At 70.7% G+C, this 26,255-nt stretch carries 18 protein-coding genes; 13 read left to right on the top strand and 5 right to left on the bottom strand.

Annotated elements, in window-relative coordinates; translation table 11 throughout:
- Positions 1-4,679: translocation/assembly module TamB domain-containing protein (locus D7Y13_RS15100; protein WP_244222346.1), on the top strand; the 4,679-nt coding region annotated here is incomplete at its 5' end.
- 52 nt (positions 4,680-4,731) lie between these two features.
- Here the strand turns inward: D7Y13_RS15100 and D7Y13_RS15095 are convergent.
- Positions 4,732-5,781 (bottom strand): hypothetical protein, encoded by a 1,050-nt coding sequence (locus D7Y13_RS15095; RefSeq protein ID WP_120585971.1) that lies wholly within the window; start codon positions 5,779-5,781, stop codon positions 4,732-4,734.
- Positions 5,782-6,031: 250 nt separating this feature from the next.
- Here D7Y13_RS15095 and D7Y13_RS15090 point away from each other — a divergent pair, with 250 nt between their 5' ends.
- A complete protein-coding gene (locus D7Y13_RS15090; RefSeq protein WP_233602240.1) occupies positions 6,032-7,297 on the top strand; it encodes a hypothetical protein in 1,266 nt (421 codons plus the stop codon).
- Between the two features lie 88 nt (positions 7,298-7,385).
- Here the strand turns inward: D7Y13_RS15090 and D7Y13_RS15085 are convergent, their stop codons facing one another.
- The gene (locus D7Y13_RS15085; RefSeq protein ID WP_120535474.1) at positions 7,386-8,150 is read right to left on the bottom strand and encodes a DNA alkylation repair protein; all 765 of its coding nucleotides are present in this window, start codon (positions 8,148-8,150) and stop codon (positions 7,386-7,388) included.
- Positions 8,151-8,292: 142 nt separating this feature from the next.
- Between D7Y13_RS15085 and D7Y13_RS15080 the strand changes: the two genes are divergently transcribed.
- The 8 genes from D7Y13_RS15080 to D7Y13_RS15045 all read left to right on the top strand — a co-directional run bounded on the left by D7Y13_RS15080 (position 8,293) and on the right by D7Y13_RS15045 (position 18,277).
- The gene (locus D7Y13_RS15080) at positions 8,293-9,480 is read left to right on the top strand and encodes a hypothetical protein (RefSeq protein WP_120583973.1); all 1,188 of its coding nucleotides are present in this window, start codon (positions 8,293-8,295) and stop codon (positions 9,478-9,480) included.
- A 75-nt stretch (positions 9,481-9,555) separates the two neighbouring features.
- Positions 9,556-10,626 carry a hypothetical protein gene (locus D7Y13_RS15075; protein ID WP_120535476.1) on the top strand — a complete coding sequence of 357 codons (1,071 nt, stop codon included), beginning with the start codon at positions 9,556-9,558 and terminating at the stop codon, positions 10,624-10,626.
- A gap of 36 nt (positions 10,627-10,662) precedes the next feature.
- Positions 10,663-11,967 (top strand): hypothetical protein, encoded by a 1,305-nt coding sequence (locus D7Y13_RS15070; protein ID WP_120583972.1) that lies wholly within the window; start codon positions 10,663-10,665, stop codon positions 11,965-11,967.
- 21 nt (positions 11,968-11,988) lie between these two features.
- Entirely contained in the window at positions 11,989-13,968 is a 1,980-nt protein-coding gene (locus D7Y13_RS15065; protein ID WP_120583971.1) for a hypothetical protein, read from the top strand.
- Positions 13,969-14,045: 77 nt separating this feature from the next.
- Positions 14,046-15,146: a hypothetical protein gene (locus D7Y13_RS15060; RefSeq protein WP_120535479.1), complete on the top strand. Its 1,101-nt coding sequence runs from the start codon at positions 14,046-14,048 to the stop codon at positions 15,144-15,146.
- Between the two features lie 16 nt (positions 15,147-15,162).
- Positions 15,163-16,143, top strand: a complete 981-nt coding sequence (locus tag D7Y13_RS15055) for a DUF4438 domain-containing protein (protein ID WP_120630701.1) — start codon at positions 15,163-15,165, stop codon at positions 16,141-16,143.
- Positions 16,144-16,228: 85 nt separating this feature from the next.
- Positions 16,229-17,284 carry an NAD(P)-dependent alcohol dehydrogenase gene (locus D7Y13_RS15050; protein ID WP_120583970.1) on the top strand — a complete coding sequence of 352 codons (1,056 nt, stop codon included), beginning with the start codon at positions 16,229-16,231 and terminating at the stop codon, positions 17,282-17,284.
- 66 nt (positions 17,285-17,350) lie between these two features.
- Positions 17,351-18,277 carry a LysR family transcriptional regulator gene (locus D7Y13_RS15045; protein WP_120535482.1) on the top strand — a complete coding sequence of 309 codons (927 nt, stop codon included), beginning with the start codon at positions 17,351-17,353 and terminating at the stop codon, positions 18,275-18,277.
- Positions 18,278-18,353: 76 nt separating this feature from the next.
- Here D7Y13_RS15045 and D7Y13_RS15040 read toward each other — a convergent pair whose 3' ends face one another.
- The 3 genes from D7Y13_RS15040 to D7Y13_RS15030 all read right to left on the bottom strand — a co-directional run bounded on the left by D7Y13_RS15040 (position 18,354) and on the right by D7Y13_RS15030 (position 22,052).
- Positions 18,354-18,755, bottom strand: a complete 402-nt coding sequence (locus tag D7Y13_RS15040) for a helix-turn-helix transcriptional regulator (RefSeq protein WP_120535483.1) — start codon at positions 18,753-18,755, stop codon at positions 18,354-18,356.
- Between the two features lie 6 nt (positions 18,756-18,761).
- Positions 18,762-19,574, bottom strand: a complete 813-nt coding sequence (locus tag D7Y13_RS15035) for a hypothetical protein (RefSeq protein WP_120535488.1) — start codon at positions 19,572-19,574, stop codon at positions 18,762-18,764.
- A gap of 786 nt (positions 19,575-20,360) precedes the next feature.
- Positions 20,361-22,052 carry a hypothetical protein gene (locus tag D7Y13_RS15030; protein ID WP_233595594.1) on the bottom strand — a complete coding sequence of 564 codons (1,692 nt, stop codon included), beginning with the start codon at positions 22,050-22,052 and terminating at the stop codon, positions 20,361-20,363.
- 600 nt (positions 22,053-22,652) lie between these two features.
- On the opposite strand from D7Y13_RS15030, the gene D7Y13_RS15025 reads away from it, so the two are divergent.
- The 3 genes from D7Y13_RS15025 to D7Y13_RS48685 all read left to right on the top strand — a co-directional run.
- Positions 22,653-24,944, top strand: a complete 2,292-nt coding sequence (locus tag D7Y13_RS15025) for a patatin-like phospholipase family protein (protein WP_120583968.1) — start codon at positions 22,653-22,655, stop codon at positions 24,942-24,944.
- Positions 24,945-25,081: 137 nt separating this feature from the next.
- Positions 25,082-25,564 (top strand): DUF6232 family protein, encoded by a 483-nt coding sequence (locus D7Y13_RS15020; RefSeq protein ID WP_120583967.1) that lies wholly within the window; start codon positions 25,082-25,084, stop codon positions 25,562-25,564.
- A gap of 103 nt (positions 25,565-25,667) precedes the next feature.
- On the top strand, positions 25,668-26,255 hold a 588-nt coding region (locus D7Y13_RS48685; RefSeq protein WP_147452449.1), incomplete at its 3' end, for a TetR/AcrR family transcriptional regulator.

Raw genomic sequence — 26,255 nt, 5'->3', positions numbered from 1 at the left:
GTCGGAGGTTGCTGTGGGGCCTGCTGGGCTTCCTCGGCCTCATCGTCCTCTTGGTGGTGGGCGCGCTCGTCTACGCCACCAGCGCCAGCGGTTCGGCGCGCATCGCGCGCTTCGGCGTCGACCTGGCGAACAAGCAGCTGGCGGGCCGCCTGGAGCTGGCCAGCTTCGACCTGGACCTCAACGGCGCGGTCCTCACCGGCATCAAGATCTACACGCCTGAAGGAGACCTGGCGGCGGAGATTGCCCGCGTGGAGGCGCGGCTCCACCTGTCGCCGCTCCTGGGCCAGTCCGTGCAACTGACGAAGGTGCGCATCGAGACGCCCCGCCTGTACCTGGTGCAGGACGAGCGCGGCCTCAACCTGATGCGCGCGCTGGAGCCCCGGGAGCCCAAGCCGGAGGAGCCTCCCACCGAGAGCACCAGCAAGCTCGTCATCCACCTGAAGGACTTCGAGCTCAGCCACGGCTACGTGGACTTCCAGCAGGAGCTGCCCGACGGCGGCGAGCGGCAGGTGCGCCTGGAGGAGTTCGGCGCGAAGGGCGAGGGCAGCTACGCGCTGGCGTCGCAGGACTTCGCGGCGGACCTGCAGGCCACGGGCGGCCTCACCCGTCCGCTCACCGGGCCGGTGCGGCTGCTGCTCAAGGGCTCCGGCAAGCAGCTGGTGCGCACCGTGGACGCGCAGTTGGGGCTCGCGGGCGTGGAGGCGGACCTGGGCGCGAAGCAGTCCGGGGCCACGGCCGCGTCGGTGGAGCTGCGGCGGCTGTACGTGCCGCCGGAGCCGGTGAAGGCGTTCGTGCCCGCGTACCCGCTCATCGTGCCCATCGAGGCGAAGGGCACCGCGTCCATGGACGGCGACCTCGCGACGGCGAAGCTGGGCGCGACCGCGGGCAAGGCCACGCTGGACGTGGCGGGCGACGCGAACCTCAAGACCTTCCGCACGCAGGAGACCACCGTGAAGGCGCGCGGGGTGAACCTGGCGGAGCTGATGGAGAACGGCATCCCCACGAACATCGCCGCGGACCTCATCGCGCATGGCGGTGGCGACAGCGTGGAGACGCTGGATGGCGACGTGGCCCTCACCGTGTCCCCGTCCGAGTACCGGGGTCAGTCGGTGGGTCCCATCGAGATGAAGGCCAGCGCGAAGGACGGCCACTATCAGGTGGGCAACCTGCGCGTGATGATGCCGGGCGCGGCGTTCATCGCGTCGGGTGAAGGCACCGCGAAGTCGTTGGAGGCGCGCGGCAGCCTGTCCGCGGGCGACCTGAAGCTCTTGTCGCAGGCGCTGGACAAGCTGCTGCCCGGGGGCACCGTGCCGCCGCTGTCCGGCAGCGGTTCGCTGGAGCTGCAGGTGCAGGGTCCGCCGACCACGCCCGCCGTGAAGGTGGACGGCAACTTCGTCACGCTGGGCTACGGCGACATCGCCATCAAGGACCTGTCGCTCAAGGCCAGCGTCCCGGACGTCAGCCGGCCGCTCACCACCGACGCCACCGTGCTCATCAGCGAGCTGAAGACCGGCGGGCGCAGCTTCCGCGACCTGTCCGTCGCGCTCACCACGGACGAGCAGCGGGAGTTGAAGGCCAGCGTGCGTGTGGAAGGCGATGCGCAGCTGGCCCTGGGCGTGGAGGGCACGGTGGACGCGGACAACGAGGGGCTCGCGATGCGCGCCTTCTCGCTGTCGTGGCCGGAGGCCACCTGGACGCTCCAGCAGCCCACGCACCTCGCGTTCAGCGGGGGACGCATCGCGCTGTCGCCGCCGCTCCAGCTGGCGTCGGAGGCGCAGACGCTGAAGGTGGCGGCGGTGAAGGACGGTGAGCGCATCGACGCGCGCATCGACCTGGGCGCCTTTGATTTGTCGAAGCTGCCGCGCATCGCGGTGCCGGAGTCGCTGGGCCTGGGCGGCACGCTGTCCGGCCACGTCGCGGCGAAGGGGCGCATGGCGCGGCCGGACGCGGACGTGGACCTCACCTGGGCGGACGGCCGGGCGCGCGGCTACCAGGGCCTGGGGCTCGCGCTGAAGGCGCAGTACGTGAAGGACCGCGCCACCGGCACGCTGTCCGCCGGCCTGAGCGCGGCCCAGGTGTCCTCCCAGTTCGACGTGCCGGTGCAGGGCGTGCTGCGCCGTCGCAACGAGCCCCTGTCCGTGACGGTGAACCTGGAGAAGCTGGACGTCGCGGAGGTGCTGAAGCTCGCCGGGCAGCCCGCGGGTCCCAGCGGCCAGATGACGGGCAAGCTGGTGGTGAACGGCTCCGCGAAGGACCCTCGCCTGGACCTGCTGCTGAGCGGCATCGAGCTGCGCTACCCGGGCCGCCCGGAGGCCCTCTTCGCGCAGGCGTTCGGCTTTGATTTGCGCGCCAGCTCCGACCCGAACGACGCGACCCTGGGCGCGCGCCTGGACGTGAAGGGCCTGGCCCCGCAGGCGTACGTCGCGCTGAAGACGCCCTTCACGCTGGGCGGCGTCATCGCGAAGCCGCCCACCCCCGCGCAGGCGCTGGAGGCGCCGCTGCGCCTGGAAGCGCTGGTGGCGGAGCTGCCCCTGACGCTGCTCCAGGGCATGGAGGGCGTGGACAAGCCGGACGGCACGGTGACGCTGAAGGCGGATGTGAATGGCAGCGCGCTGGCGCCGCTGGGCCGGGTGGAGGTGCAGGCCCGCGCGGTCACCGCCAACGGCCTGCCGAAGCTCAACGGCTCCGCGCTGGCGCTGGCCGGTGAGAAGGACGTGAAGCTGACGCTGGACGTGCAGCGCCCCAACGGACCGCTGGCGATGCTGGAGGCGCGCGTGCTGGCGCCCCTGGCCGCGCTCCAGGACCGCGAGGTGGTCAGCCGCGTCCCCTTCCGCATGAAGGGCCGCGTGGGTCCGGTGCCCCTCAATGAGATTCCCGGCATGGCGCAGCCGAACATGGGCAACAAGGGGCCGCAGGGCGTGCTGTCCATGGAGATCGCCGCGCGCGGGACGCCGGAGGCGCCCGAAATCGAATTGAGCGCGGGCATGCAGGGCCTGGGCGTGGCGCAGACGGCGCTGGGCCAGGCGCGGCTGACGTATGCCTACTCCGGCGCGAAGTCCCTCTTCGACGCGATGCTCACCGCGCCCGGAGGCGGCTCGCTGACGCTGGGCGGCACGCTGGGCCTGGACCTGTCGCTGCCCGCGTTCCAGTCCGAGCAGGGGCCGGCGAAGAAGGTGGACCGCGCGCCGGTGGAGCTGGCGCTGCGCGCTCGCGCCTTCGACCCGTCGTTCCTGTCCGGCATCTCCCCGTACGTGCGCACGCTGGGCGGCATCATGCAGGCGGATGCGAACCTGGGTGGCACCGTGGGCGCGCCCACCTTCAAGGGCGACCTGAACTGGAAGGACGGCAAGCTGGGGCTGATGGGCTTTGGCGAGTTCCACGACATCCAGCTCGCGCTGAACGCGTCGCAGGAGCGAATCGACTTGAAGCAGCTCACCGCGAAGTCGGGCGGCGGGTCGCTGGAGCTGACAGCCAACGCGGTCCGCCAGGGCAAGAGCGGCGAGTTCGTGCTGGAGGGCAAGGGCCACACCAAGAACCTGCCCATCGTGGTGGAGGATCAGCTCATGGCCCTCCTGACGCTGAACCTGTCCATGAAGGGCAGCCTCACGGACCGGCTGGTGAACATCAACGACCTGAGCATCCCGGAGGCCCACGTCGAACTGCCGGAGGCCAAGCGCAAGGACCTGCAACCGCTGGAGCGCCCCGTCGACGTGGTGATGGTGCGCAACGGCGTGCCGGTGGACAAGCGCAAGAAGCCGAAGCAGACGCCCACACAGGTGGCGGCGAGCGGCGACCCGCGCAAGGCGCCGGACGCGGCCCCCGGCACGAAGGGCAATCCCCCGGAGCCGGGCACCGCCGTGGGCGGCGCGGGTGGGCCGTCCACCGAGCCGACCGAGGCCGAACTCGCGGAGGGCGAAGAGGAGGACGAGGGACCGCCGCAGCGCCAGTTCTGGGTGAACATCAACGCGCCCCGCAACCTGTGGGTGCGCGGCACGGACCTCAACATCCAGCTGGGCCTGTCCGAGGGCTTCCGCGTCGAGTACGCCAACGAAGCGCGCATGTTCGGCGAGGTGATGGTGCTGCTGGGCCGCGTGGACGTGCTGGGCCGCCGCTTCGACGTGCAGCGCGACAGTCAGGTGCGCTTCACCGGCCCCGTCCTCTCGCCGTACATCAACGTCACCGCCGAGCACCGCAACGACAACGCGGCCGTCACCGTCTTCGTCACCGTGCGCGGCCAGGGCAAGGAGATCACCCTCAAGACGAGCAGCGACCCGGCCCTGCCGGAGTCGGAAATCTATACGTTGCTCGCCACCGGCCGGCGCACGCTGGAGCGCGGCTCGGGCGCGTCGATGAACGCGGGCGCGCAGGCGGCGTCGGTGGTGGGCTCGTTCGTCGCCAACGAGGCGCGCAAGGCCATCGCCGCGAAGCTGCCCCTGGACGTGCTCTCCATCGAAGCGGGTGACAGCGGCATCGCCGGCACCAAGCTGGAGGTGGGCACCTACGTGACGGACAAAATCTACGTGGGCTACACCGGCCGCGTGGGCGCGAACCTCCAGAAGGGGGAGAACGCCAACGCCGTGCGCTTCCAGTACCTGTTCAGCCCGCGCTGGAGCCTGGAAGGTCAGTACGGCGACGCGCGCTCCGGCGGCCTGGACCTCATCTGGACCAAGGAGTACTGACCGCGCGCCCGGGCGACGACGTCCGCCCGGGCCGCGGCTTCAGGCGCTTTCGCTACAGCGCGTAGACGGCGTAGCAGGCGCCCAGCGGCCCCACGCCCGTGGTGCCCGCGCCGGGCGAGCTCTGCCACACGCCCTCCGCGCCGCACTGCTGCCACACGGTGCTGGAGGTCTGCACGCAGGTGCGCGTGGGCACGCCCTGGCCCAGGCGCGTGGACTGGCAATAGGGGAAGGACACGTTGCAGTTGGACGGCTTCACCGTGCCGCCCGCGGTGAAGGTGCCCGACAGGCACTGGCGCCACAGCGCGTCCGACGAGCTCTGCACGCACGACGCTTCCGGCACCGTGGCGTCCACCGTGCCGGAGTAGCAGCCGGCCGCGCTCGTGGGCCACGCGTAGGCCGTCTTGTAGCGGTTGTAGATGGAGGCCATCAGCGACGAGCCGCCCACGGTCGTCTTGCCACACTGGGTGGCGTACGCGCCCACCCAGGGCGTGTACGTGTAGAGCGCCGCGGTGGCCATGTTGACGGGCTTCACCGAGCACGGATCCAACGTGGACTTCTGCAACCCCACCTTCCAGCCGGAGATGGTGGCGCGGCCCGCCTCCAGGTCGGTGAGGTAGCCGCGCATCTTCTTCGCGGCGCACTCCACCTGCTTGCCGAAGCCCACGTATTGCGCGTCACAGCCGCTGGAGTCCGGACAGCCACAGCCCGTCGCCTTGCTCAGGTTGGTGGACGTGCCACTCTGGATGAGGCTGGACTCACCCTGGATGCGCGCCAGCATGTACAGCGGGTTGATGTTGGACGCGCGCGAGCGCTCCACGATGAGCGTCGCCGCTGACTTGCCGTAGACCGGATCCGTGTAGCCCGCCAGGTACGAGCCCTGCTGTTGCAGGAACTGCTGCACCTGCGCCGGGGTGATGGCCGTCCCACCGGTGACGTCCGAGTCCTCCAGCAGCCGGTGCATGTCGTACTTCGTCGTCGCCTCCTGGAGCACCTGCCCGGTCAGCTCATCGACCACGGGCGCCGGGACCTCGTCGCCTTCCAGGGGACCACAGCCGACGGCCAGCAGCGCGGGCACCAGCAGCACGCTCAATCGGAGCTTCATCTCGCACCTCGGGGTGGGCCGCGGGAGTCAGGCAGCGACGGCGCCGGCCTCCTCGGGGCCAGGGGGAGCCCGAGGCTGTAGCCGGTGGGGCAAGGCTGACTCAAGATATTCCTGGATTTGTAGAATAAGCCCTGATGTGGGTGTGGCCGGCGGACCGGGTGGGAGGGGCGGCGCGGCGGGGGCGCAGGGTAAAGTTCCGGACATGCGGACCGTCCCCATGATGCGTCGGAAGTGTTGGTCGTTGCTTGCCGTGAGTCTGCTCGCGTTGGCGGGCTGCTCGGATTCGAGCGAGCCGGGAGAAGAACCCGGACCGGGCACGGACGGCCCCGGGGTGATTCCCGGTGAGGGCTCCGAGTGCCTGGGCGCGAAGTTCCTGACCTCGCTGGGCAAGGACAAGCTGCTCGTGGGCGCGCAGATGGAGGACGACACGGCGAAGAGCGCGCCCTTCGACGTGCGCTACCTGTACATCGCGGCGGGCCTGTTCGACTCGAAGGACGCGTGCAACTCGTGCGCGTCCGGGTGCACGTCGAACGGGGCGTCGTGCTCCAACAGTGGTGAAGGCTGTGGGTGGTGGGGCTGCTGGCAGTACGACCAGGAGCCGCCCGGTGCCTACGTGCGCGACTTCATCAAGTCCGCCAAGGACCAGGGCCAGATTCCGTTCATCACCTACTACGAGGAGTTCCAGGCGAGCGGCTACACCGAGGGCAAGCAGCAACTGGCGGCGCTGAACGACGCGAAGTTCCTGGAGCGCTACCTCGCGGACTGGCGCTTCCTGCTGAAGCAGGTGGGCCAGGAGAAGGCGATGCTCCAGATTGAGCCGGACATGTGGGCCTACCTCCAGTTCTTCCCGGCGGACGGCAAGCCGCAGTCCACGCCGGTGGCGCTGAAGGCCGCGAACCCGACGGACTGTGGCGGGCAGGAGAACAACGCCGCGGGCCTGGGCAAGTGCATGATCGCCATGGCGCGCAAGTACGCGCCCAACGCGAAGGTGGGTCTGCACGCGAGCGCATGGGCGACGAAGACGGACGTGTCCGCGAACACGGATGCGTCGTTCAACGTGGCGGCGGAGGCGAACAAGGTCGCCGACTTCCTGTTGCAGGTGGGCGCGGCGGACACCGACTTCGTCACGGTGGAGGCGTCCGACCGCGACTCGGGTTGGTACGAGAAGACGCAGGGCAAGTCCGGGTGGTGGGATCCGGAGAACCACACGCTGCCGCACTTCCACCAGGCGTTCACCTGGGCGAACGCCGTCACCCTGCGCCTGAACAAGCCGCACCTGTGGTGGCAGCTCCCGCTGGGCAACATGGGCCTGCCCAACACCGACAAGCAGTGGCGCGACAACCGCGTGGACTACTTCCTCACGCACCCCGCGGAGGTGGCCAAGGCGGGTGGCGTGGGCTTCCTCTTCGGCGCCGGCAACTACGAGCAGACCACGCCGGAGACGGACGGCGGCAACTTCGTCAAGCGCGTGAAGGCGTACAAGCAGGCCGGTGGTCAGGCCGCGTGCGTGCCCTGAGCAGGTGAATTGATTGCGTGTCCCGGTGCTTCTTCGGAGGCACCGGGCACGGAGGGTGCGCGGCACGGCCCTCACCGGCTCCTCGAAACTACGCGCGGGGCCGCGTGCGCGCGGGGACCGTGCGCTTCGGTTTCGCGGACTTCTTGGCAGCCGCCTTCGGCTTCGACTGCCGGGTGACGGTGCCCGGAGACTTCCGCGCCTGGATCTTCTGGATGTACTGCGCGGCGTCCGGCGTCTCACAGGCCGTGTCGCCCTGGTCCACCTCCACCTTGCCCAGCCGCTTCGCCGTCGCGAGCGCCGCCGTCTGGAGCGCGCCGCCCTGCGCGCCCAGGGCGATGAGCGCGCTGTTCATCGCTTCGCGGACCCGGTTCTTCGCCGTCGGCAGCTCCTGCTCGATGCGCTTCAACCAGGGCGTCAGGTCCTCTTGCGCGAGCACCGTCGTCTTCACGAGCAGGGAGGCAAGCAACTGCCAGCCCGCGCGCCCCACCCATTCCGAGGAGGAACGTGTCCACGCCAGCGCCTTCACCGCATGCGGTGAGCGCAGCACCACGTTCGTCACGAAGACGTCCGTCAGCGTGTGCCAGTCCAGCGACTTCGCCCACGCGCCCAGCTCCGTCCAGGACAGCGCGGGAGCGTCCGTGACCATCGTCGCCAGCAGCCGCGCTTCGGTATGCCCCGACGCCCACAGCGCCCGGGCAAGCGCCGCATCCGTGCCGATGCGCTTCTTCAGCACTCCCAGCGGACCGAAGTTCACGCCGGACAAGGGCTCGGGAGCCCCGTGTCGGAGGTACGTCTTGCGCGTCTGCGGCGAACCCAGCCGCTCCAGCTCCCGCATCGTCTCTTCAAGGGTCATGGCGGGCGCAGTCTGTCACGGAGTCGCCGCCAGGGCAGGTCCCGCGCGGTAGCTCAAACGAGTGACTGCCACACGCCTTCCCCGCTTTCTAACTTGGCGCTCTTGAAGGGCTGATGTCGCGCCATGCGAGGGGGAGAAACCGATGACCAGCACCGGCTTCATGTCCGAGGAGTCCCTTGATGCCATGGACGCCTGGGAGGGAGCGGATGCCCTCCAGGAGCTCGAGGAACTCGCGGATGCCTTCAGCGAGTTCGAGGGCTTCGAGGCGGACGGCTTCGAGGGTGACAGCTACGAGATGGAGGGCTTCGAGGACGACGGCTTCGAGGAGCTGTTCGCCGCCGCCGAGGAGGAGGACGCCTTCCTGGACGAGGACGGCTTCGAGGGCTTCGAACAGGATCCGGCCACCGGCCTGTTCACGCCGTCCACCGCGCAACGACTGGTCTCCGGCCCCGCCGCCGTCGTGCTCGCCCGGACCCTCAACCCGTTCGTCCTGGAGTCCATGGACGCCGACGACTCCGAGGCCTTCCTCCGCCGCATCGCCCGGCGCGCCCGGGCCGCCGCGCGCGGTGTCGCGCGGGGCGTGCGGCAGGTGGGCCGCATTGGTGGGGCCGCGCTGCGCCGCGCCGCGCCCCTGCTCAGCCGCGCGCTGCCGTTGATTCAACGCGTGGCGGGCGTCGCGGGCCCGTGGGGTCGCGTCGTCGCCGCGGGGATTGGCGCCGCCCGGGGGCTGATGCGCGGCCAGGGGCTCAGAGGCGCGCTCGCGGGGGCCGTGGGTGGCCTCATTCCGGGCGTGGGCGGGCGGATCGCCTCCTCCATCCTGCGCGGGGACGGCGCGGACGATGACGCCTCGCTGGACGCGCTCGCGGACATGGCGGACGCGCGGCAGGTGCCCGCCGCCGTGGCCCTCCCGCTGGGCGCGGGCCTCGCGGCGCGCATGGTGAGCCGGCAGGCGGTGCCCACGGTCGCCGCGCTCGGAGCCGCCGCCCAGGGCGCCGTGCGCGCCCGCACGCGCGGCCTGGAGCAGTACCTGATGCGCGTGGCGCGGCAGGTGCCGGGCGGCCCCGGACGCCGGCTGCGGATCCTGCGCGCCATCGCCCAGGTGTGTGCGAGGAACCTGCGTCAGCGGGGGCCGGGCGGCGCCATCGCGGCGATGCCTCGGGTGGTGCGCGGCGCGAGCCAGCGGGTCGTCACGCGCGCGCTCCAGGCGCCCCGGCTCGGGGTCGTCCCGCCGCGCGTGGCGGCGCGCCGGGTCCAGGCACGGCAGCAGGTGATGCGCCGCATTCCCGTCTCCGCCGTCAGCGCCGCGAGCGTCCGTCAGGCGCGCGCCTAGTCGCCGCCGTTCCATCCCTTCAACACACTTTCAGGACCAGCCAACACAAGCCAGGTCACGCAAGGAGGAGTAGCCATGCAACAGCCGCAGCCTTTCGAGGAGGAGTTTTCCGGCCAGGATGAGATGTCCGACCTGATGGCCGAGGGCGAAGAGGGCTTCGAAGGCGAAGGCTTCGAAGCCGAGGGCATGGAGGGCGAAGGCTTCGAGTCCGAAGGCATGGAGGCCGAAGGCTTCGAGGGCGAGGGCATGGAGGAGGAGGGCTTCGAGGGCGAGGGCATGGAGGCCGAGGGCTTCGAGGGCGAGGGCATGGAGGCCGAGGGCTTCGAGATGGAGGGCATGGAGGGCGAGGGCTTCGAGGGCGAGGGCTTCGAGTCCGAAGGGGCCGACGCGCTCGCGGACGCCTTCGCCGAGGCCATGGACGCCCAGGACGAAGAGGAGTTCCTGCGGCGCCTGAGGGCCGGCGCCCGTCGGCTGATGCAGGTCGCCGGGCCCACGGTCCGGCGCATCGGGCGGCGCACCATGCCCATCGCCATGCGGCTGTTGCGGCAGGCGGCGCCGCGCGTGGGCGGCATCGTGGGCCAGGAGATTGGCCGCTCCGTGGGCGGGCTGCTGCGCGCGGACGCCATGGACGCCTTCGCGGATGCCGCGGCGGACTACGCCAGCGACGAGGACATGGAGGCCTTCACGCGGGTGCTGGGGGGGCTGGCGGCGCGCCACGTGGTGCGCTCGACGATTCCTCCCGCGCGCCGCCGTCAGCAGCCTCAGCAGGCGCGGGCCCTGGGCCGGGCCGTGGGCCAGATGACGTCGAACATCGCCCAGCGCGTCGCCCAGCGCTACGGGCCGCGCGCGCTGCCGGCGGTGACGCGCATCGTGCGCCAGGTGACGCGCCTGGTGCGCCAGCAGGGCGCGAGCCCCCAGGCGGTGCCGCGGATGATCCGCCGCATCGGCACGCGGGTGGTCGCCAGTCCCCAGGCGGTGCGCCGGCTGGCGCGAGCCAATCCCGCCGCGCGGCAGCTCCGCGCGAGCGCGGGGATCCGCCGGCCCACCCAACGCAACCGGATGGACACCATGATGGCCGGCAGGCCCGGCATGCGCCGCCTGCGCACCGTCGTGCTCAGGGGGCCGGTGCGCGTCGTCGTGCGGTGAGTGGTGCCACGGCAGGGGGCGGGGGGAGACAGGCACATGGCGGACGCGCTTCAGCAGTTCCTGCGGGCCAAGGTCCAGAGCATCACGTTCCGCGCCGGGAGGCTTTCACGCCTCACGCCGCAGGACGTGGGGATCCGGCCACGGGACGTCCCCTACGCTCCCTCCGCCGCGCACTTCGCCGCGGCCAACGCGCGGTTGGGGGAGATCGACCGGGGCGTGCGCAAGGCGGTCGCGCGCCTGAATGGCCGGCTCCATGGCGCCCCGCTCCAACCGGACGAGGTGCTGGAGCGCAACGCCCTGGTGGAGCGGGAGATCGACCGCGCCCGCCGCGCCTACGGCCTCTTCTTCGACGTCTTCAGCCAGCGGGGCACGCGGTTCGCGCCGGCGTTGGCGGCCTGCGACGTCATCGCGGTGGACTGCTTCCAGGCCGTCCGGCGCGCCTCGCCAGGACTGTTGTCCAGCCCGATGCTCAAGCCCATCACCTACCTGGAGCACAGCTTCTCCCCGGCCACCTTCCGGCGGGGCGTGCTGCTCAGGAGGCTTTTGGGGGAGCGCAACCCCTTCCCGCTCATCCGCGTGCCGTACGAGCGCGTGGAGGCGCCCTGGGGCATGGGCGTCATCCTCCACGAAATCGGTCACAACCTGCAGGCGGACCTGGGCATCTGGCAGGAGACGCAGGCGGCCCTCCAGCGCCGGGTGCTGGGCGTGACGGGCAACCCGTGGCTCACGCGCCTGTGGGGCCGCTGGCACAAGGAGATCTTCGCGGACCTGATCGCGTGCCTCCTGGGCGGGCCCGCGTCGGTCCATTCCATGAAGGACTTCCTCGCGTACCCGCCGTCGCGCGTGCTGACGTTCCATCCGCTCAGCGCGCACCCCACGCCGTACCTGCGGGTGCTCATCCAGGCGGAGATGCTCCGGCGGATGGACTTCCCCCGCCAGGCGCGGGACGTGCGCGACAACTGGTACCGGCTGTACCGCGCGCGGCTTCCGGGCGCGCGCATTCCGGACGTGCTCCTGCGCACCGCGGCCCGCGTCATCCCCCACGTGGTGGATGAAATCGCGTACCAGCCGCGCCGGGGGCTCGCGCAGCGCGCGCTGGCGGACGTGGTGCCGTTCTGGCCGTCGGATCAGGAGCGCATCCTGCGGGCCGCCGAGTCCCTGGCGCGGGGACAACTGCCCTCGGGACTGCCGCCCCGCTACGTGGTGAGCGCCAGCCGTGAGGCGCTCGAACGAAGGCTGGCCCCGCCCGAGCAGATCTCAAGGACGGTGCTCAATCATCTGGTGAGGCTTGGCACGCGGGATGCGCGGATGCCAGGCGTGAGCGTCACCCTGGCCGCATGACAGGACCTCAAGGGAGGGACGATGTACGAGAACACGAAGGGGCGGAGCACCGCGGCGTCCATGGAGATGACGTCCACCGCGAAGACGAAGTTCGACGAGTTCCTGCGCCGGCAGCTCGGCGTCACGGACGCGCGCGACCCCAAGTCGGTGGTGAACGCGCTTCGCAAGCTCTACCCGACGACGGCCGCGCGGCTGGATGACGAAAGCCGGGGTCAGCCCATCCGCGTCCAGGGCACGCCCGAACCCTCCGCCGGGGTGATGGTCAGCACCGGGGACTCGCCCGGCATGCGCAGATTCCGGCAGCAGCGCCAGGCGCTGCAGGACGACCTGAGGTTCGCGGTGGAGCTGGCGTCCAACCGCGACTTCAGGGAGCCGGTGGACGGCTGGCGCGACTCCATCCTCGCGGAGATGGATGAAGGCGAGGCCGCGTCGTACCGGGCGGTGGATCCGGTGGCGCGCGACCGGACCTTCTACACCGTGCGCAAGCTGGGCGACTGCGCCCGCGTGGCGCGCATGGTGGGGATGATCAACCCCACGGTGAGCCCGGAGTTCGGCCGGCTGGCGTCCACGCTGGACGAGGGCTCCATGCTCTTGCGCATCCTCGCGGGGGAGTCCCTCTTCCGGGCGGGCTTCGACAAGGGCGGCACCGTGTTCCAGGTGGCGCTCCAGGACCTGCGCCAGCGCCGCGAAGCGCTCATCAACGCGCTGGAGCAGCTCACCGCCACCAGCATCCAGGAGGGCGGCGACGACTGGGGGGATGGCCAGGCCTCCTACGGCAAGCTGCTGGAGCGGCTGCGCACGCAGGGCCAGTCCGACCTGCGCTCCATCGTCCGGCCAGACGCGATGTCGCGGCTGTTGGATGTCCTCTTGAACCACGCGCCCCGGGCGCAGACGGAGGACATGCGGGGCATCGCGTCCGCGGTGCCCATGGAGCTGCTCCAGTTGCGGCGGCTGCGTGACGTGGCGGGGAGCCTGTTGGACGCGTCCGGCTTCAGCAACGCCTCCTACCTGGATCCCACCCGGGGACAGGGCGCGTCCGCGCCGCTGGCGGCCTTCACCGAAGCGCTCACGCTCTTCATCAACGCCTTCGACCAGCCCAACGCCGGGGCGCGGCTGCTCAACATGGTCCTCCCCGCCCCCCTGGCCTTCCAGGAGCGGGCCGACAAGGAGCAGGAGCTGCACGACAAGTTCCGCGAGCGGGCGGTCGTCCAGGAGCAGGTGGACGAGCTGCTGATGGACCCGACGACCGCGGACGAGTTCTGGAAGGAGCTGGCCCGGTTGGATCGCAAGCTGTACCACATCGACCGGATCATCGACCTGTACCTGCTGGACTACGACGAGGCCACCATTCCGGGCGGCGGCAACCGCGTCGTCTTCCACTCGGAGATGCTGGAGCAGCTGGACGACAACGTGGATGTCTTCGTCCTGGACGCGGCGTTCCTCAAGGAGCAGTGCGGCCTGGAAGAGGACACGCTGGCCTTGGCGAACACGCTGACCCAGGGCGCCGAGGACCGGGTGGAGGACATCGAGGAGGACCGGAACCACAAGTTCAGCGTCCCCGCCGGCTCGCACTGCAACGTGGGCGAGCAGTACCAGGTGCCTCCGCCGATGCGCGTCTCGCTGGATCGGCTGGAGCGCCACTTCCCGGTGTACGGCGTGGACGGCCCCCAGCCGAACCCCACCCCGCCTCCTCCCAGGGCCCGGGAAACGACGGACGAGGCGAGCGCGATGTCTTCCGAAGGGGCGAGCATGGAGGATGTCACCACGCTCATCCAACAGAACCGGGCGCAGATCCTCACGGAGCTGGACAAGCGGCTGGAGGCCCAGGGGCCGGAGCTGGCGCGGCAGTTGGAGCAGGCGTTCTCCGACCAGCTCAAGGCCGTGGAGCGACTGCTGGCCGGCAAGGAGCCGCGCGGCTCGGACGGCAAGCCCGCGGCGGTCAACGGCTACACCAAGACGGGCCACACCCGCCGTCACGTCCGTCACGCCCGGAAGCCCTGAATGCGGAACGCCCTGAACGTGCCCGCGAAGCCGGAACACATCCATCCTCTCTCCATGCTTGAACCAGGTGGCATGCCATGAGCATCGGTACGGCAGAAGCCCTGCAACGTCTCTTCGCGCAGTGGAAGCGCGAGGTTCTCTCCAACGTCTCCTCGGATGCGGAGCGCGCGGAGCTGCAGAAGCAGCTCGCGGCGCGTGAGGGAGAGCTGCTCGCCAGCGCCTCCGATGGCTCGACCGCATCCCTCTTCTCGGACCTGATGGGCCTGGGCAAGGAAGGCTCCTCGTCCTTCGACTCGCTCAGCCGGCCGGTGCTCGTCCAGGACTTCGACGAGTCGGTCATCGAGACGCAGCTCCACGCGACCGCGGAGCTCTATTACATCTACCAGCACGACCGGATGAAGGTGTTCCAGGTCGCGGGCGCGCTCTTGCGGCTCTTCCACGACGGGCGCATGCGCATCCAGCGCGGCCCCGGCGCGCGGGCGCTGTACCTGCTGGAGAAGCACCAGCCGCTTCGCTACAAGCCGCGCGACCGGCAGCTCGCATACCGGCGCGCGTTCAACTACGGGACGCTGGCGGCGCCGCCGGGCGCGGTGATGTTCCGCAACTTCCACCGCGAGTTCGTCGCCTTCATTTCGGCCATCGCCCAGTACTTCCGCGACCTGCTGATTGGCGAGGTCATCCGCGGCTCGCAGCAACTGAATGAGCGGCCCTTCGCAAGCCAGGCCACCATCCAGCGGCTGGGCACGGACATGCGCTGGCAGATCGACCGCGCCACCTACGGCAACATCCTGGCCCTCACGGTAGAAGTGGGCGAATACCTCAAGACCATCCTGGACGCGCTGGAGACGCCCGACATCAAGAAGGCCTTCGACGCGAACACCAAGTGGGACGTCATCGAGGTCGTGTCGCAGCGCTACCTGGGCGGCGCGGCGGAAATCTCCCAGCGCTCGAAGATGGCGGACGCCGGACGGCTGCTGCTCAACTTCGTGGCGGACAATCCGTTCAAGACGCGCGACTTCCGAGACTTCCAGACGGAGGTCATGCCGCTGGGCCCGGTGGCCGAAGAGTGGATCGCCGCGTACCGGATGACGCCGGATGGCCGCTCCTTCCGCGGTGTGTCGCCCACCCTGCGCACGACGTTGGGCATCACCAGCCCCGCGCCGATGCAGATGCGCTGACGCCCTGGAGCCCGCCATGGACGTCCCCCTGCCCTTCGTGATGGAGCCGGCCACGCGGGCCGCCACCTCGCCGCGAACCAATGAGTCGCGGCTGGTGGCCGCGGCGGTGGCGGGACAGGTGTCCCATCCCATCGTGTACGCCTCGCCCTACCGCGTCGGCCGGGACGGGGTGCTGCGCCTGCTGCCCGGCAGCGGGGGCATCGTCCTCAACCGGCGCGTGGGGGACCCGGCGGGGGGGCTCGCGGCGGACCACATGGAGGCGGGGGTGTCGCTGCACAACAACGGGCGCGAGGTGGTGGGGCCTCGCGACGGGCCCAACCGGGCGCTGATGTTCTACGCGTGCGTGGGCAACCGGGCGCGCGTGACGAGCGGCCCCGCCGAGGGCGCCCAGGGCACGGTGGTGGGCAAGCACGGGGGCATCAACCACGTCATCGTGGACTTCCCGCCCCACGTGAAGCGGCGGATGCGCATTGGCGACCGGGTGCAGTTGGAGGGGTATGGGCAGGGGCTGGAGCTGCCGGACTTCCCGGGCGTGCGCGTGCAGAACCTGTCGCCCCGGCTGCTGCGGCGCTGGGGCGTGCGGACGGTGCGGGGGCGGCTGCTCATCCCCGTCACGCACACGGTGCCCGCGGAGCTGATGGGCTCGGGCATGGGGCGCTCGGAGGGCGTGCTCGGGGACCTGGACATCCAGCTGTCGGATGAGGGGCTAGTGCGGAGATTCCGGCTGGGCTCGCTGCGGCTGGGGGACCTGGTGGCGGTGTGTCCGCTGGACTACCGGTATGGCCCCAGCCGGCGCCCTGGCACCATCACGGTGGGCGTGGTGGTGCATTCAGACAGCAAGGTCGCGGGCCACGGTCCCGGGATGACGCCGCTGCTGATTGCTCCCGCGGCGTGCGTCCGGCTCGTGTGCCAGCCCCAGGCGAACCTGGCGCTCGTGTTGGGATTGCGCCGGCTCATGGGCGCGCCGGCGCGGGGCGCGAGGGCGTACCGCTTCTAGGCAGACCGCTTCGCGAAGTTTTCCTTCACGGCCCATGCGCATCTTGCCCGTTTCGGCGGTGATTGCGCGCGCGTAGCTTCGAGTCATGCGCAACGCCAAAGCCTACTCCGTCGCCACCCCGACCTCGCCCTTCACCCCGACCGCAATCCCTCGGCGCGAGCCGACTCCGCATGACGTCGAGATCGAAATCCTCTTCTGCGGCGTCTGCCACTCAGACCTCCATCAGGCCCGCAACGAGTGGAGCGACCTCCCGACCGCCTACCCGTGCGTCCCTGGCCACGAGATCGTCGGCCGTGTCACGCGGCTTGGGACGGCGGTGGCGAAGCACAAGGTCGGTGACCTCGTTGGCGTCGGGTGCGTCGTCGACTCGGACGGCACCTGCCCGGAGTGCCAGGGCCACCACGAGCAGTTCTGCCCGAACGGCGTGTTCACGTACAACTCTCCCGACAAGCACACCGGCAAGGTGACCTACGGTGGCTACTCCGAGAGCATCGTGGTGAACGAGCGGTTCGCGCTGCGCGTGCCCGCCAACCTGGACCCCGCTGGCGTCGCCCCCCTCCTCTGCGCGGGCATCACCACCTGGTCGCCGCTGCGCCGCCAGGGCGTGACCCAGGGCAAGAAGGTCGGCGTGGTGGGCCTGGGAGGCCTCGGCCACATGGGCGTGAAGTTCGCCCGCGCGATGGGTGCGCACGTCGTGGTCTTCACGACGAGCCCCGCCAAGACCGAGGACGCGCTCCGCCTCGGAGCGCACGAGGTCGTCGTTTCTCGCGATGCGGCCCAGATGAAGAAGCACACTGGCAGCTTCGACATGATCCTCGACACCGTCTCCGCGGTGCACGATCTCACCGCCTACCTGAACCTGCTCCGGCGCGAGGGCAACCTCACGCTGGTCGGCGTGCCGGACAAGCCGCACGCTGTTCCGGCGCTCGCGCTCCACTTCGGGAACAAGAGCATCTCCGGCTCGATGATTGGCGGCATGCAAGCCACCCAGGAGATGCTCGACTTCTGCGGGCAGCACGGCATCACCGCGGACGTCGAGGTCATTCCGATCCAGAAGATCAACGAAGCCTACGAGCGGCTGCTGAAGGCGGACGTGAAGTACCGCTTCTCCATCGACATGGCCTCGCTGAGGGGGCAATAGGCAGGACCCTGCACGAGTCACGGCCACTGGCCGGCGCCCCTGGTATCCGGGTATGAGGCCTCGACGATGGCATTCACTCCGCTCAATGCCCTGAACGCCTTCCTGGCGGTAGCCCGGCGCCGCAGCTTCACGGCGGCCGCGAAGGAGCTGGGGATCTCGAATTCCGCGCTCAGCCAATCGGTCCGTCAGCTCGAGGCACGCCTCGGCATCGCGCTGCTCATCCGGACGTCGCGCAGCGTGGCCCTCACCGACGCGGGTCAACGGCTGCTGGAGCACACGGGGCCCGGCGTCCAGCAGGTGCTCGAGGCCCTCGAGACGGTGGCGGCGCAGCCCGGCGAGGTGACGGGCCGGGTGAGGCTCACGGTACCGTCGGTGGCGGTGCCGCTGGTCCTCGCTCACCTGTTACCACCCTTCGTCGAACGCCATCCGAGGGTCGAGGTCGATGTCATCGTCGAGAACCGATTCGTGAACCTGGTGGCGGAGGGGTACGACGCGGGCATCCGTCTCAGCGAAGCGATCGAACGCGACATGGTGCAGGTCCGCCTGACGGCGCCGGGGCGCTTCGTCGTCGCGGGCGCTCCCACCTACCTGGAGCGACGCGGAACGCCCAGAGAGCCCAAGGACCTCCTGGACCACGCCTGCATCGGCATCCGCTCGATGACCAGCGGAGCACGGTGGGCGTGGGAGCTGGAGCGCGGGAAGCGCTCGTTTCGCGTCCCGGTCCACGGACCGGTCACGACCAACGACGACAAGCTCATGCGGCTCCTCGCGGTCTCCGGAGTGGGGCTCATCTACACGTTCGAGCCGGAGATCGCGGACGAGTTGCGTCGAGGGAGCCTGCGCCTGGTGCTCGAGCCATACGCATCGGCCGTGCCGGGGTTCTTCCTGTACTTCCCCAGCCGGGCGCAGGTGTCTCCGTCCCTGCGCGCCTTCGTGAGCGTGGCGCGCGAGGTGATGGCGCAGGAGCTGGCCCCCAAGGCCCGCCGGCGTTGACCCCCGGCTGCATGCCTTACGTGGACGAATAAGGCGAGCAGCGCCTCCGCCGGGCCTGGGTTGACGACACTCCTTCTCAGGGAAGCGGCGGCACGGAGGGCGCGCCGAAGCAGCGCGACACCACGGCCGCCCGCGTGTCCACGCCGAGCTTGGCGAAGATGCGCCGCAGGTGGGCCGCCACGGTCCACGTGCTGATGCCCAGCTTCGCGGCGATCTGCTTGTTGCCCTGGCCCTCGCTGATGCACGAGACGACCTGCAGCTCGCGCGCGGTGAGCAACTGCACGGCGGAGGCGGGCACGGCGGTGGGTCGAGGGTCGGACGCGAGTGCTGGCTCCGTCGCGGGCACCAGATGATAGCGCTGGCCTCCGATGATGAGCTCTCCGGTCATGGCCGGGTTTCGCGCGCCGGGAGTGGCCGCGGCACCGTGCTCGGGGATGACGAGCAGGACATGGCTCCCAGGTCGAAGTGGCGTCTCCATGGCGTGCTAGGGAGGATCCGCGAGTTCGGGAGAGGCCAGGAGGCGCCAGAGCTCCGCGGCCTCGCGCACGCGCCCGGCGGTGCGCAGGTCCTCCGCGAGGAGCTCGCCCGCGCGTTCGCCCGAAGCGGGCTGCCCCGGCTTTTCGCGCGCGTGCGCCAGCAGCTTCGTGACGCCCCGGCGACCGAAGCGCAGCTCGGTGTGGAAGAGCAGGGCCAGCGCGCGCGCCGTCGAGAAGGGGCCTTCTGGGGAAGCCCCTTCGGCCGCGCCTGGCGCACAGGAGGCCAGCAGGGGGCGCAGCACCTGCGCGATGAGGGCTTCGAGCTGCGCCAGCTGCGCGCCGCGCTCCCGTCCGGCCTGGGCCAGCGCCGCCATCAACTTCGGGTCCTCGCCGAGCAGGGCCAGCGCCTCGCGTCCCTCGCAGGGAGGGGCACCTCGCGAACCCTGGAGGTGCAGGGAGGCGGGCTCCTCCAGCGTGACGTCGATGCCCAGCCGTCCGAGTCGCGCCTCGAACGCGTCGGGCTCACGCTGCTTCCAGTGGGCCAGCGCGGCGATGAGCGCGGGCCCCGACAGCGGCCAGGCGCCCCAGCGGAGTTCGACTCCGGAGGGGGAGTCCCAGGTCACCGCGTCGAACGGGTGTCCGAACCAGGCGAGGACGAACTCCATCGCTCGGGCCTGGGCCTCCGTCAGTCCAAGCCCGATGACCTCTTCGCGGGAGGGGGCGCACGGACCGCGTATCGCGACGGTGCCCCGGTGGATGAGCCGGCCGTTCTCGTGGCCCAGGACGACCCGTGCGTTCAAGGGAGGCAGCGTGGCCACCATGCCCTGGAGTTGGATCTCCTCGCGGGCCGCGCGGAGGGCGGAGGTGTGAGCCTCTTGCTGCTGCGATGCCGGCGTTCGGGGCGTCGGTTCGGAGAAGGGATCCGCTTCGGTCCGCGAGGATGGGGTCCGGGGTCTCTTCGGCTCGGAGAAGGGGTCGGCCCCAGACCGCGAGGACTGGGCCCGGGGCTTCATTGGCTCGGAGAACGGGTCGGCCTCGGTCCGCGAGGACTGGGCACGGGGCTTCGGCTCGAAGAACGGATCCGCTTCAGACCGCGTTCGGGGCTTCGGCTCGGAGAAGGGGTCGGCCTCGGTCCGCGAGGACGGAGTCCTGGGCTTCTTCGGCTCGTAAAAGGGGTCGGCCTCGGACCTTGATGGCGGGGTCCGGGGCCTCGGCTCGGAGAAGGGGTCTTCCTCTGACTGAGGAGGGGCGGCTGGGTTGCGCGGGCCGGGCTCCGGGGGCGCGAAGGGCGTCTCCTTTTCAAGGTCGGAGACCCAGCGATCCAGGAGGCTCATCACGCCCTGTGAGGCAATGGGAGCGCGCGTCCGCTTCCGTCCCGAGTCATGTTCCGCCACGGCAACCTCCACTGCAGTGTTTCCTGCCCAGGCACAGTAGGGCTCGCCCCTGCGCAGGGAAGTTCAACCGGGGGCCGGGAAAGGCACGCACGGTTGACTTCAGAATGGAGCGCGCGCGGGAGAGGGCCGGGATGACACTGCCGTCATCCCCCAGGGCCGTGAGCAGGCAAGCCCACTGGGCGACCCGCGTGTCTCGAACTGACGGAAGCCGGATCAGAACAGGCGCGAGTACGTCGACGGCGCCCCGGGACGCGGCGTCCACCGCTTCCCATCACGGGGCAGCCACAGGAGCTGGAAGGCCTCCGCACGCCCTTCGTAACGCACGGTGTGCTGGCCCTGGGACAGGGCGAACTCCGGAGTGGTGATGCGCGCGCCGTCGATGAACAGCGCACCGGTTTCAAGCGCGCTCGCGGGATGGAGGAAGTACCGGTCCGCGCGCACCGCGAGGAACTGGCCGTCCAGCGTTCCGGAGTCCTTGGGCACGCGGTAGCGCTGGCCCCAGAGGAACACGTCTCCGTCGAACGGCTGGTAGTGCGCGTCGAGGAAGCGGCGCAGCGCGGGAGGCAAGCCAGCGGTGCGCAGGTCGTCCACGCGAAGCACGCAGCCCCGCTCCACGAGCGCACGGGGCATGTCATGGGACAGCAGGTCCACGAGTGAGCCGCGCAAATACGCGTCCGTGTAGAAATAGAAGTGCGCGTGGGGCCGGCTCACGAAGCCACCCGAGTTGTCGTAGACGACATCCTCCGGCCCCGTGAGCGTAGCGATGCGCGCGAGCACCTCGCGCTGCCGTGCATTGCCGCCGCCGTCCAGCAGCGCTTCCACCTGCGCGGCCTGCACGACGAACAACCCACCGATTCCGATGAGGCCCACGGTGCGTCCGACCGGCGTGCGCAGCCGTGCGAAGACCGCGAGGACCCCGCGCGCAGCGAAAGGCGCGAGCACGCCGAGGAAGGGCAGCAGGCTGTAGGGGAACGGTGCGCGCTGGAGTGCGTAGGCACCGAACGTCGCGGGCACGGAGATGACAAGCAGCAGGTCGGACGTTCGCAGGCGTTCGCGCAGCGGCACGTTCGGGTCGCGCCGGAGCAGCCGCTGGACGGTGAGGGCGCATCCGACGGCGGCGAGGAGGAAGAACGCGGGCTGTTTCCCCAGGGCCGGCACCAGGTGGTCGCGCCACGAGAAGCCCGGGTAGTGGCGCTGGTGTTCGGACGCCCAGACGAAGCACCACTGCCACCAGGCGCGCCAGGAGCCGGTCACCGTGAGGTACGCGGCCACGGCGGCCAGCACGGTGAGGACGCCGAGGAAGAAGGCGCGCGGCACGGCGATGAGCGCGAGCGTACGTCCCCGGCGCAGGACGAGGTCCGCGATGAGGACCGCGCCCACCAGCCCCCCGAAGAAGAGCGCTTTCTGGGAACCCCATCCGGAGGCGACGAGCAACGCGCCCGCCAGGAAGGACGTGGAGGCGGAGGCAGGCTGCGCGGCCAGCGCGGCCAGGGCACCCAGGAAGAGCGCGGCGGTGAGCGCATCCGGACGCACCTCCGTGGCGAAGTGCAGGAACGCGGGCGTGAGCAGGAGCAGCACCGGGGCCAGGAGCGCGGCGGTGCGTCCCTCGCGGCGGTTGAGGAGGAACACCGACACGCAGGCCCCCGCGAGCGGCACGAGCATCGCGGCGCGCAGGACGAGCACCTGACGCGGATCATCCCCGAGCAGCACGAACAGCGGCGCCAGCAGCTGGTACACGAGGGGAAAGTGCACCTCGAAGAAGTCGCGGTACGGCACCTGGCCGTGAGCCATGAGCCACGCGGCATGCGCGTACTGGAACTCGTCGATGCTGAATGCCTTGTGCAGCGCGAGGCGTGAGGCCTGGAGCAAGAGCGCGACCAGGAGGACGCCCAGGCCCCATCGCACGTACCGGGACTCCTTCATCGGCGCCGACATACCGCGAAAGGCCGTCGGACTTCAGCGCCCGGAAGCCCGTCCCCCGACACGGCTCTCCCGCTGGGGGCGCATGGCGTGAACCTGTCCGACAGTCGGACAGGTTCTGGCGAACAGCCTCCGGCGGGGCGTCCTCATGGACCGGGAGCCCCCCAAACGAGGCGAGCTTGCATTGACCTCATGACCCGTTTAGCCTTTTGGTCATTGAGTTCGATCCTCGTACCGTCCTCCTTAGGCCTGGGCTCCGTGAAGCCGTGGTGGGACCGACCAGGCATTTCCATGCCTGGGACTGACCAGGAAACCATTTCAGTCACCCAACGAGGGAAATCCCGTGAAGCGCCCGGCCCCACATCGAGGAGCGAAGTGATGAAGGGGCCCATCAAGTTGAGGGCGGAAGCAGGGTGTGGGTGGAAGCGGCGCCAGCGTGACCGTCCCGGGTGCCCCGGAAGCCCGGTCGAGCGTGCCGCGGGCTGGGAACAGTCTGACCTCGGACACCGACGTGACGCGCAGGGCCTCCATGCCCGAGGTGACGCTCGGAGCCGTGGCAGGAGTCAGCTTGTGAAACGACCCGGCATGAATGGAAGACAGGCGCTGCACAGCGGCCTGGGACGCGGCGCCACCTTCGCGGCGCTCCTGCTCATCGCGGGCGTGGCAAGGGCTGACGCCCCCGAGGCACCCATGATCCAGCCCGGTCTTCGTGCGAGCGCGTACTCGCTCACTGTCAGCGGCGGGGTGGCGCTGGGCGCCTACGAGGCGGGCTTCCTCGCGTACGCCGCCACCACGTCCCGCGCGGCCGGTGTGGAGCGAATGCGGCTGCTGACGGGGGCCTCGGCCGGCAGTCTCAACGTGCTGCTGACGGTCCTCGCGGCGTGTGGCGAGGAGACGCCCGGGCCCACCCGGTCCCTCTTCTGGGAGACGTGGATCCCCGTGGGCTATGGCCAGCTCTTCGTTCCCGAGGACGTGACGCCCCTGGGCGCCCTCTCCCGGACATGGCTGGAGGCCCAGGCGCTGCGCATCGAGGCCTCCTGGAACCGGGGGCTGTCGCCCGCGTGCGACGTGGTGCTGGGCGTGTCGGCCACGCGCGTGGAGCCGCGTCTCGTGTACGTGGCGGGCGGGCGCCTGGCGCTGCCGCGCATGGAGGAGAAGTTCGCCCTGCGCATCCAGGGGCGCGGCCCTGGCCGGCTGCCGCGCGTGACGAACTACACCGTCTCCGGCAGCACGCGGCGTGAGCCCATGCTCGTCACCGACGCGCAAGGCGAGGTGGCGTTCGCCCAGGTGCGCGACCTCGTCCTCGCGTCGATGTCCTTCCCGGTGGCCTTCCCACCCAAGGCGCTCGCCACCTGCGCGGCGGGCGCGACGGCCCGCCCTGGCGTGTGCCTGTCCACCGAAGCGCACGTGGCCGACTACGTGGATGGCGGCATCTTCGACAACACGCCGCTGCGACTCGCCGTGGGCCTCGCCCGCGACGGGCTCAAACCCTCGAAGGAGGGCGGAGCCCCGCGCTGGCGCGACGCCCCCGAGCCCGACGGCCAACGCTCCCCCACCGACGTCTTCTTCACCTTCTTGGATCCGGACGCCACCGAGTACCCGGCCGCGCCCCGCCAACGGGAGGAGCGTCCGGAGCCACAACTGCTGACGATGCTCGGCGGTGTGGTGTCGGCCTTCATCGACACGGCTCGCTCCAAGGAGCTCGCGCTGCTCCTTGAAGAGGAGCCGGAGATCGCCGAGCGCCTCGCCCTGCCGCGCCGGCACTTCCCAGCCGCGAGCGCCCCGCTGGCGGCCTTCTTCGGCTTCTTCGAGACGGCCTTTCGCAGCTTCGACTTCTACCTGGGCATGTACGACGCGCGGGCCATGGACCAGGAAGCTGCCGCCGCGGGACTCGGGCGCTTCGAGCCTCCCGAGGCAGAGGGGGCGGACTGGACGCCCTTGCATTGCATGCGCGCGGTGTACGACGGGCTGCCGGGGGCCGAGGCAGCCTGCGCCGGCGAGGCGCTGACCGACTTCCGCGTGCTGCTGCAGGTGTCGCTCGATCAGTTGTACGTCGTGTGCCGCGACGCGGGGGCCGCTTCGGGCCCGCGCGGCTGGCGCAACCCCCACTGCGAGCGTGCAGCGTCAGGTGAGGCGCCGCCACGGGTGCCAGGACTCTCACCGAAGCAGTGGCCGGACTGGCGGCGGGGCGCGCAGGAGACAGAGCTCGCGCAGACCCTGCGGCTGCTGGGCGCCTATGGCTTCCACTTCCGCGACCTCGGGGCCCCTCCGGGGCGTGACGACATCGCGCTGCTGCACATCCGACAGGCCCTCGGGCACGCCGTGCAGAAGCTCGCCGACGCGCAACCGGGTGACGGCGCAAGGGCCGTCGAGTTCGTCGGAAAGCTCGTCGCGGACAGCGTGGCGTACGAGCCCCCGCGCACCTCGGTCCACCTGGTGATGGGGCCCGCCCTCACCGAGCTGGGCGTGAGTCTGGGCACCCGCGCACCCGCGATGCCCCAGGGGCTGCGGCTCTCGGGCGCGCTGGGCCTGCGCGGACTTCAGCGGGTGTTCTCGTCGGCTGGAGGGGAACCCTTCGCGCTGGCCGCGGTCGTAGGCCCCGAGTTCCGACCGGCCGCGCTGCAGGCGTCGCTCGCCCAGGGGCGCCTCGCGCTGCGCGGGGGCTGGCAATTCAGCACGCGGAAGCCTTCGGCCGGTGAGGACTGCCACTCCGCGGGGGTGAGTGCGTGCTCGCGCCCCGTGGTGCAAGGCCTCCTCGGAGCGGCGTTCCTCGAACGCCTCCGCGTACAGGTGGTGGGCGAGTGGTATCCGCCCTGGGACGGGCACCGGGGGCTGTGGTCCATCGCGCCGGGACTCGGCATCGAGCTCAGCCCATGAGGCTTCGAAGCAAGGACCGCGGCAGGTGGAGCCTGGGCGTGAAGGGGCCGCGCTGGGCCGGAGCAGACACTCGCGGGAAACCCGGTGACGACATGCCAGACGCTCCGCACCCCGACGTGGCCTCAGGGGAAACAACCGTGCCCTCAACGGACGAGACGCCGACGGTGGACAAGGTGCTCTTCGACTCCGGCGGCGTGCGGGTGACGACGCGAAGCGTGGTGATGCACGGCCGGACGTGGAGCCTGGAACATGTCCGCGGCGTCACCGTGCTGTTCCGTCCGCCCACGAACCGCTTGCCGCGCGCGCTGGCCGTGCTCGCGGGAATGCTGCTCCTGGTGGATGGGCTCAAGCAGGGCCCGCTGGCTGCGTTCGTCCGCGATGGCAGCCCGGGAGGCCTGGCGCTCGGCGCGGCGGCGCTCCTGGGCTACGCGGCCCTGTCCTGGCGGGTCCTGCACTCCGAACGCGCCTACATCTGGCTGCACACCCGGTTCAGCTCGCGGATGGTGTACCGGGGACGTGCCTCGACGACGGCACGCGCCCTGGCGCACGCACTGCGCGAAGCCTTCCAGCAACGGGGCACGGGAGATGCCCCCGAGGACGCGGCGTCGGGGCCGGCCTGAGCGCGGGGTTCCCCCTCCCCGCCTGCCTGGCTGCCGCCCGCACGGGGCCTGGATGGGACGCCGGACTTGCGCTGACCCGGTGACCGGATTATAAATCCAGTCAATGAGTCCGGACCCTCGCACCGCCATCCTCAACGCCGCTGGCGAAATCTTCGCCCGGTTCGGCTTCAAGAAGGCCTCGGTCGAAGACATCGCGCGTCGCGCGGGGGTCGGCAAGGGCAGCATCTACCTGCACTTCGAGAACAAGGAAGCGCTGTTCGAGGCCGTCGTCCGGAAGTCGCATGAGCAGAGCCTCTCCGAGCTCAAGGCGAGCGTCCGCCGCGCCGCGACGCCCGAGGCCCAGGTCCGCGCCTTCATCCGCTGCAAGATGGAGCAGCACTCCCGGGCGCCCGTCGGGCAGCGCATCGAGATGAGCACCCTGTTCGAGCTGGGCACACAGGTCACGCACCTGGTGCCCCAGATGCTGGAGATGGACGCGGCGGTCCTCGCGCACGTCCTCGATGAAGGGGTGGCCCAGGGGGTGTTCGCCGTGGCCTCGTCCCAGCAGGTGGCCCGGGGCTTCGTGGAGCTTCTCATGCTGCTCGCGCCCAGGATGATGACGCAGGAGCCGGATGCCCGGGTGACGGAGGCGCTGGACGCCTCCTTCGAGGTCTTCATCCGAGGCCTCGCGGCCCCACCCGTTCCCCCACGC

Source organism: Corallococcus praedator, assembly GCF_003612125.1.
Lineage (GTDB): Bacteria > Myxococcota > Myxococcia > Myxococcales > Myxococcaceae > Corallococcus > Corallococcus praedator.
The sequence above is the reverse complement of the archived record's forward strand: the minus strand, read 5'-3'. Positions and strand labels throughout refer to the sequence as shown.

Excerpts from the sequence above, each read along its gene's own strand:
- D7Y13_RS15055 (WP_120630701.1), top strand. The coding sequence starts at position 15,163 with ATGGACGTCCCCCTGCCCTTCGTGATGGAGCCGGCCACGCGGGCCGCC.
- D7Y13_RS15045 (WP_120535482.1), top strand. The coding sequence starts at position 17,351 with ATGGCATTCACTCCGCTCAATGCCCTGAACGCCTTCCTGGCGGTAGCC.
- D7Y13_RS15070 (WP_120583972.1), top strand. The coding sequence starts at position 10,663 with ATGGCGGACGCGCTTCAGCAGTTCCTGCGGGCCAAGGTCCAGAGCATC.
- D7Y13_RS15085 (WP_120535474.1), bottom strand. The coding sequence starts at position 8,150 with ATGACCCTTGAAGAGACGATGCGGGAGCTGGAGCGGCTGGGTTCGCCG.
- D7Y13_RS15035 (WP_120535488.1), bottom strand. The coding sequence starts at position 19,574 with ATGGTGGCCACGCTGCCTCCCTTGAACGCACGGGTCGTCCTGGGCCAC.
- D7Y13_RS15075 (WP_120535476.1), top strand. The coding sequence starts at position 9,556 with ATGCAACAGCCGCAGCCTTTCGAGGAGGAGTTTTCCGGCCAGGATGAG.
- D7Y13_RS15065 (WP_120583971.1), top strand. The coding sequence starts at position 11,989 with ATGTACGAGAACACGAAGGGGCGGAGCACCGCGGCGTCCATGGAGATG.
- D7Y13_RS15040 (WP_120535483.1), bottom strand. The coding sequence starts at position 18,755 with ATGGAGACGCCACTTCGACCTGGGAGCCATGTCCTGCTCGTCATCCCC.
- D7Y13_RS15080 (WP_120583973.1), top strand. The coding sequence starts at position 8,293 with ATGACCAGCACCGGCTTCATGTCCGAGGAGTCCCTTGATGCCATGGAC.
- D7Y13_RS15095 (WP_120585971.1), bottom strand. The coding sequence starts at position 5,781 with ATGAAGCTCCGATTGAGCGTGCTGCTGGTGCCCGCGCTGCTGGCCGTC.
- D7Y13_RS15060 (WP_120535479.1), top strand. The coding sequence starts at position 14,046 with ATGAGCATCGGTACGGCAGAAGCCCTGCAACGTCTCTTCGCGCAGTGG.
- D7Y13_RS15025 (WP_120583968.1), top strand. The coding sequence starts at position 22,653 with ATGAATGGAAGACAGGCGCTGCACAGCGGCCTGGGACGCGGCGCCACC.
- D7Y13_RS15050 (WP_120583970.1), top strand. The coding sequence starts at position 16,229 with ATGCGCAACGCCAAAGCCTACTCCGTCGCCACCCCGACCTCGCCCTTC.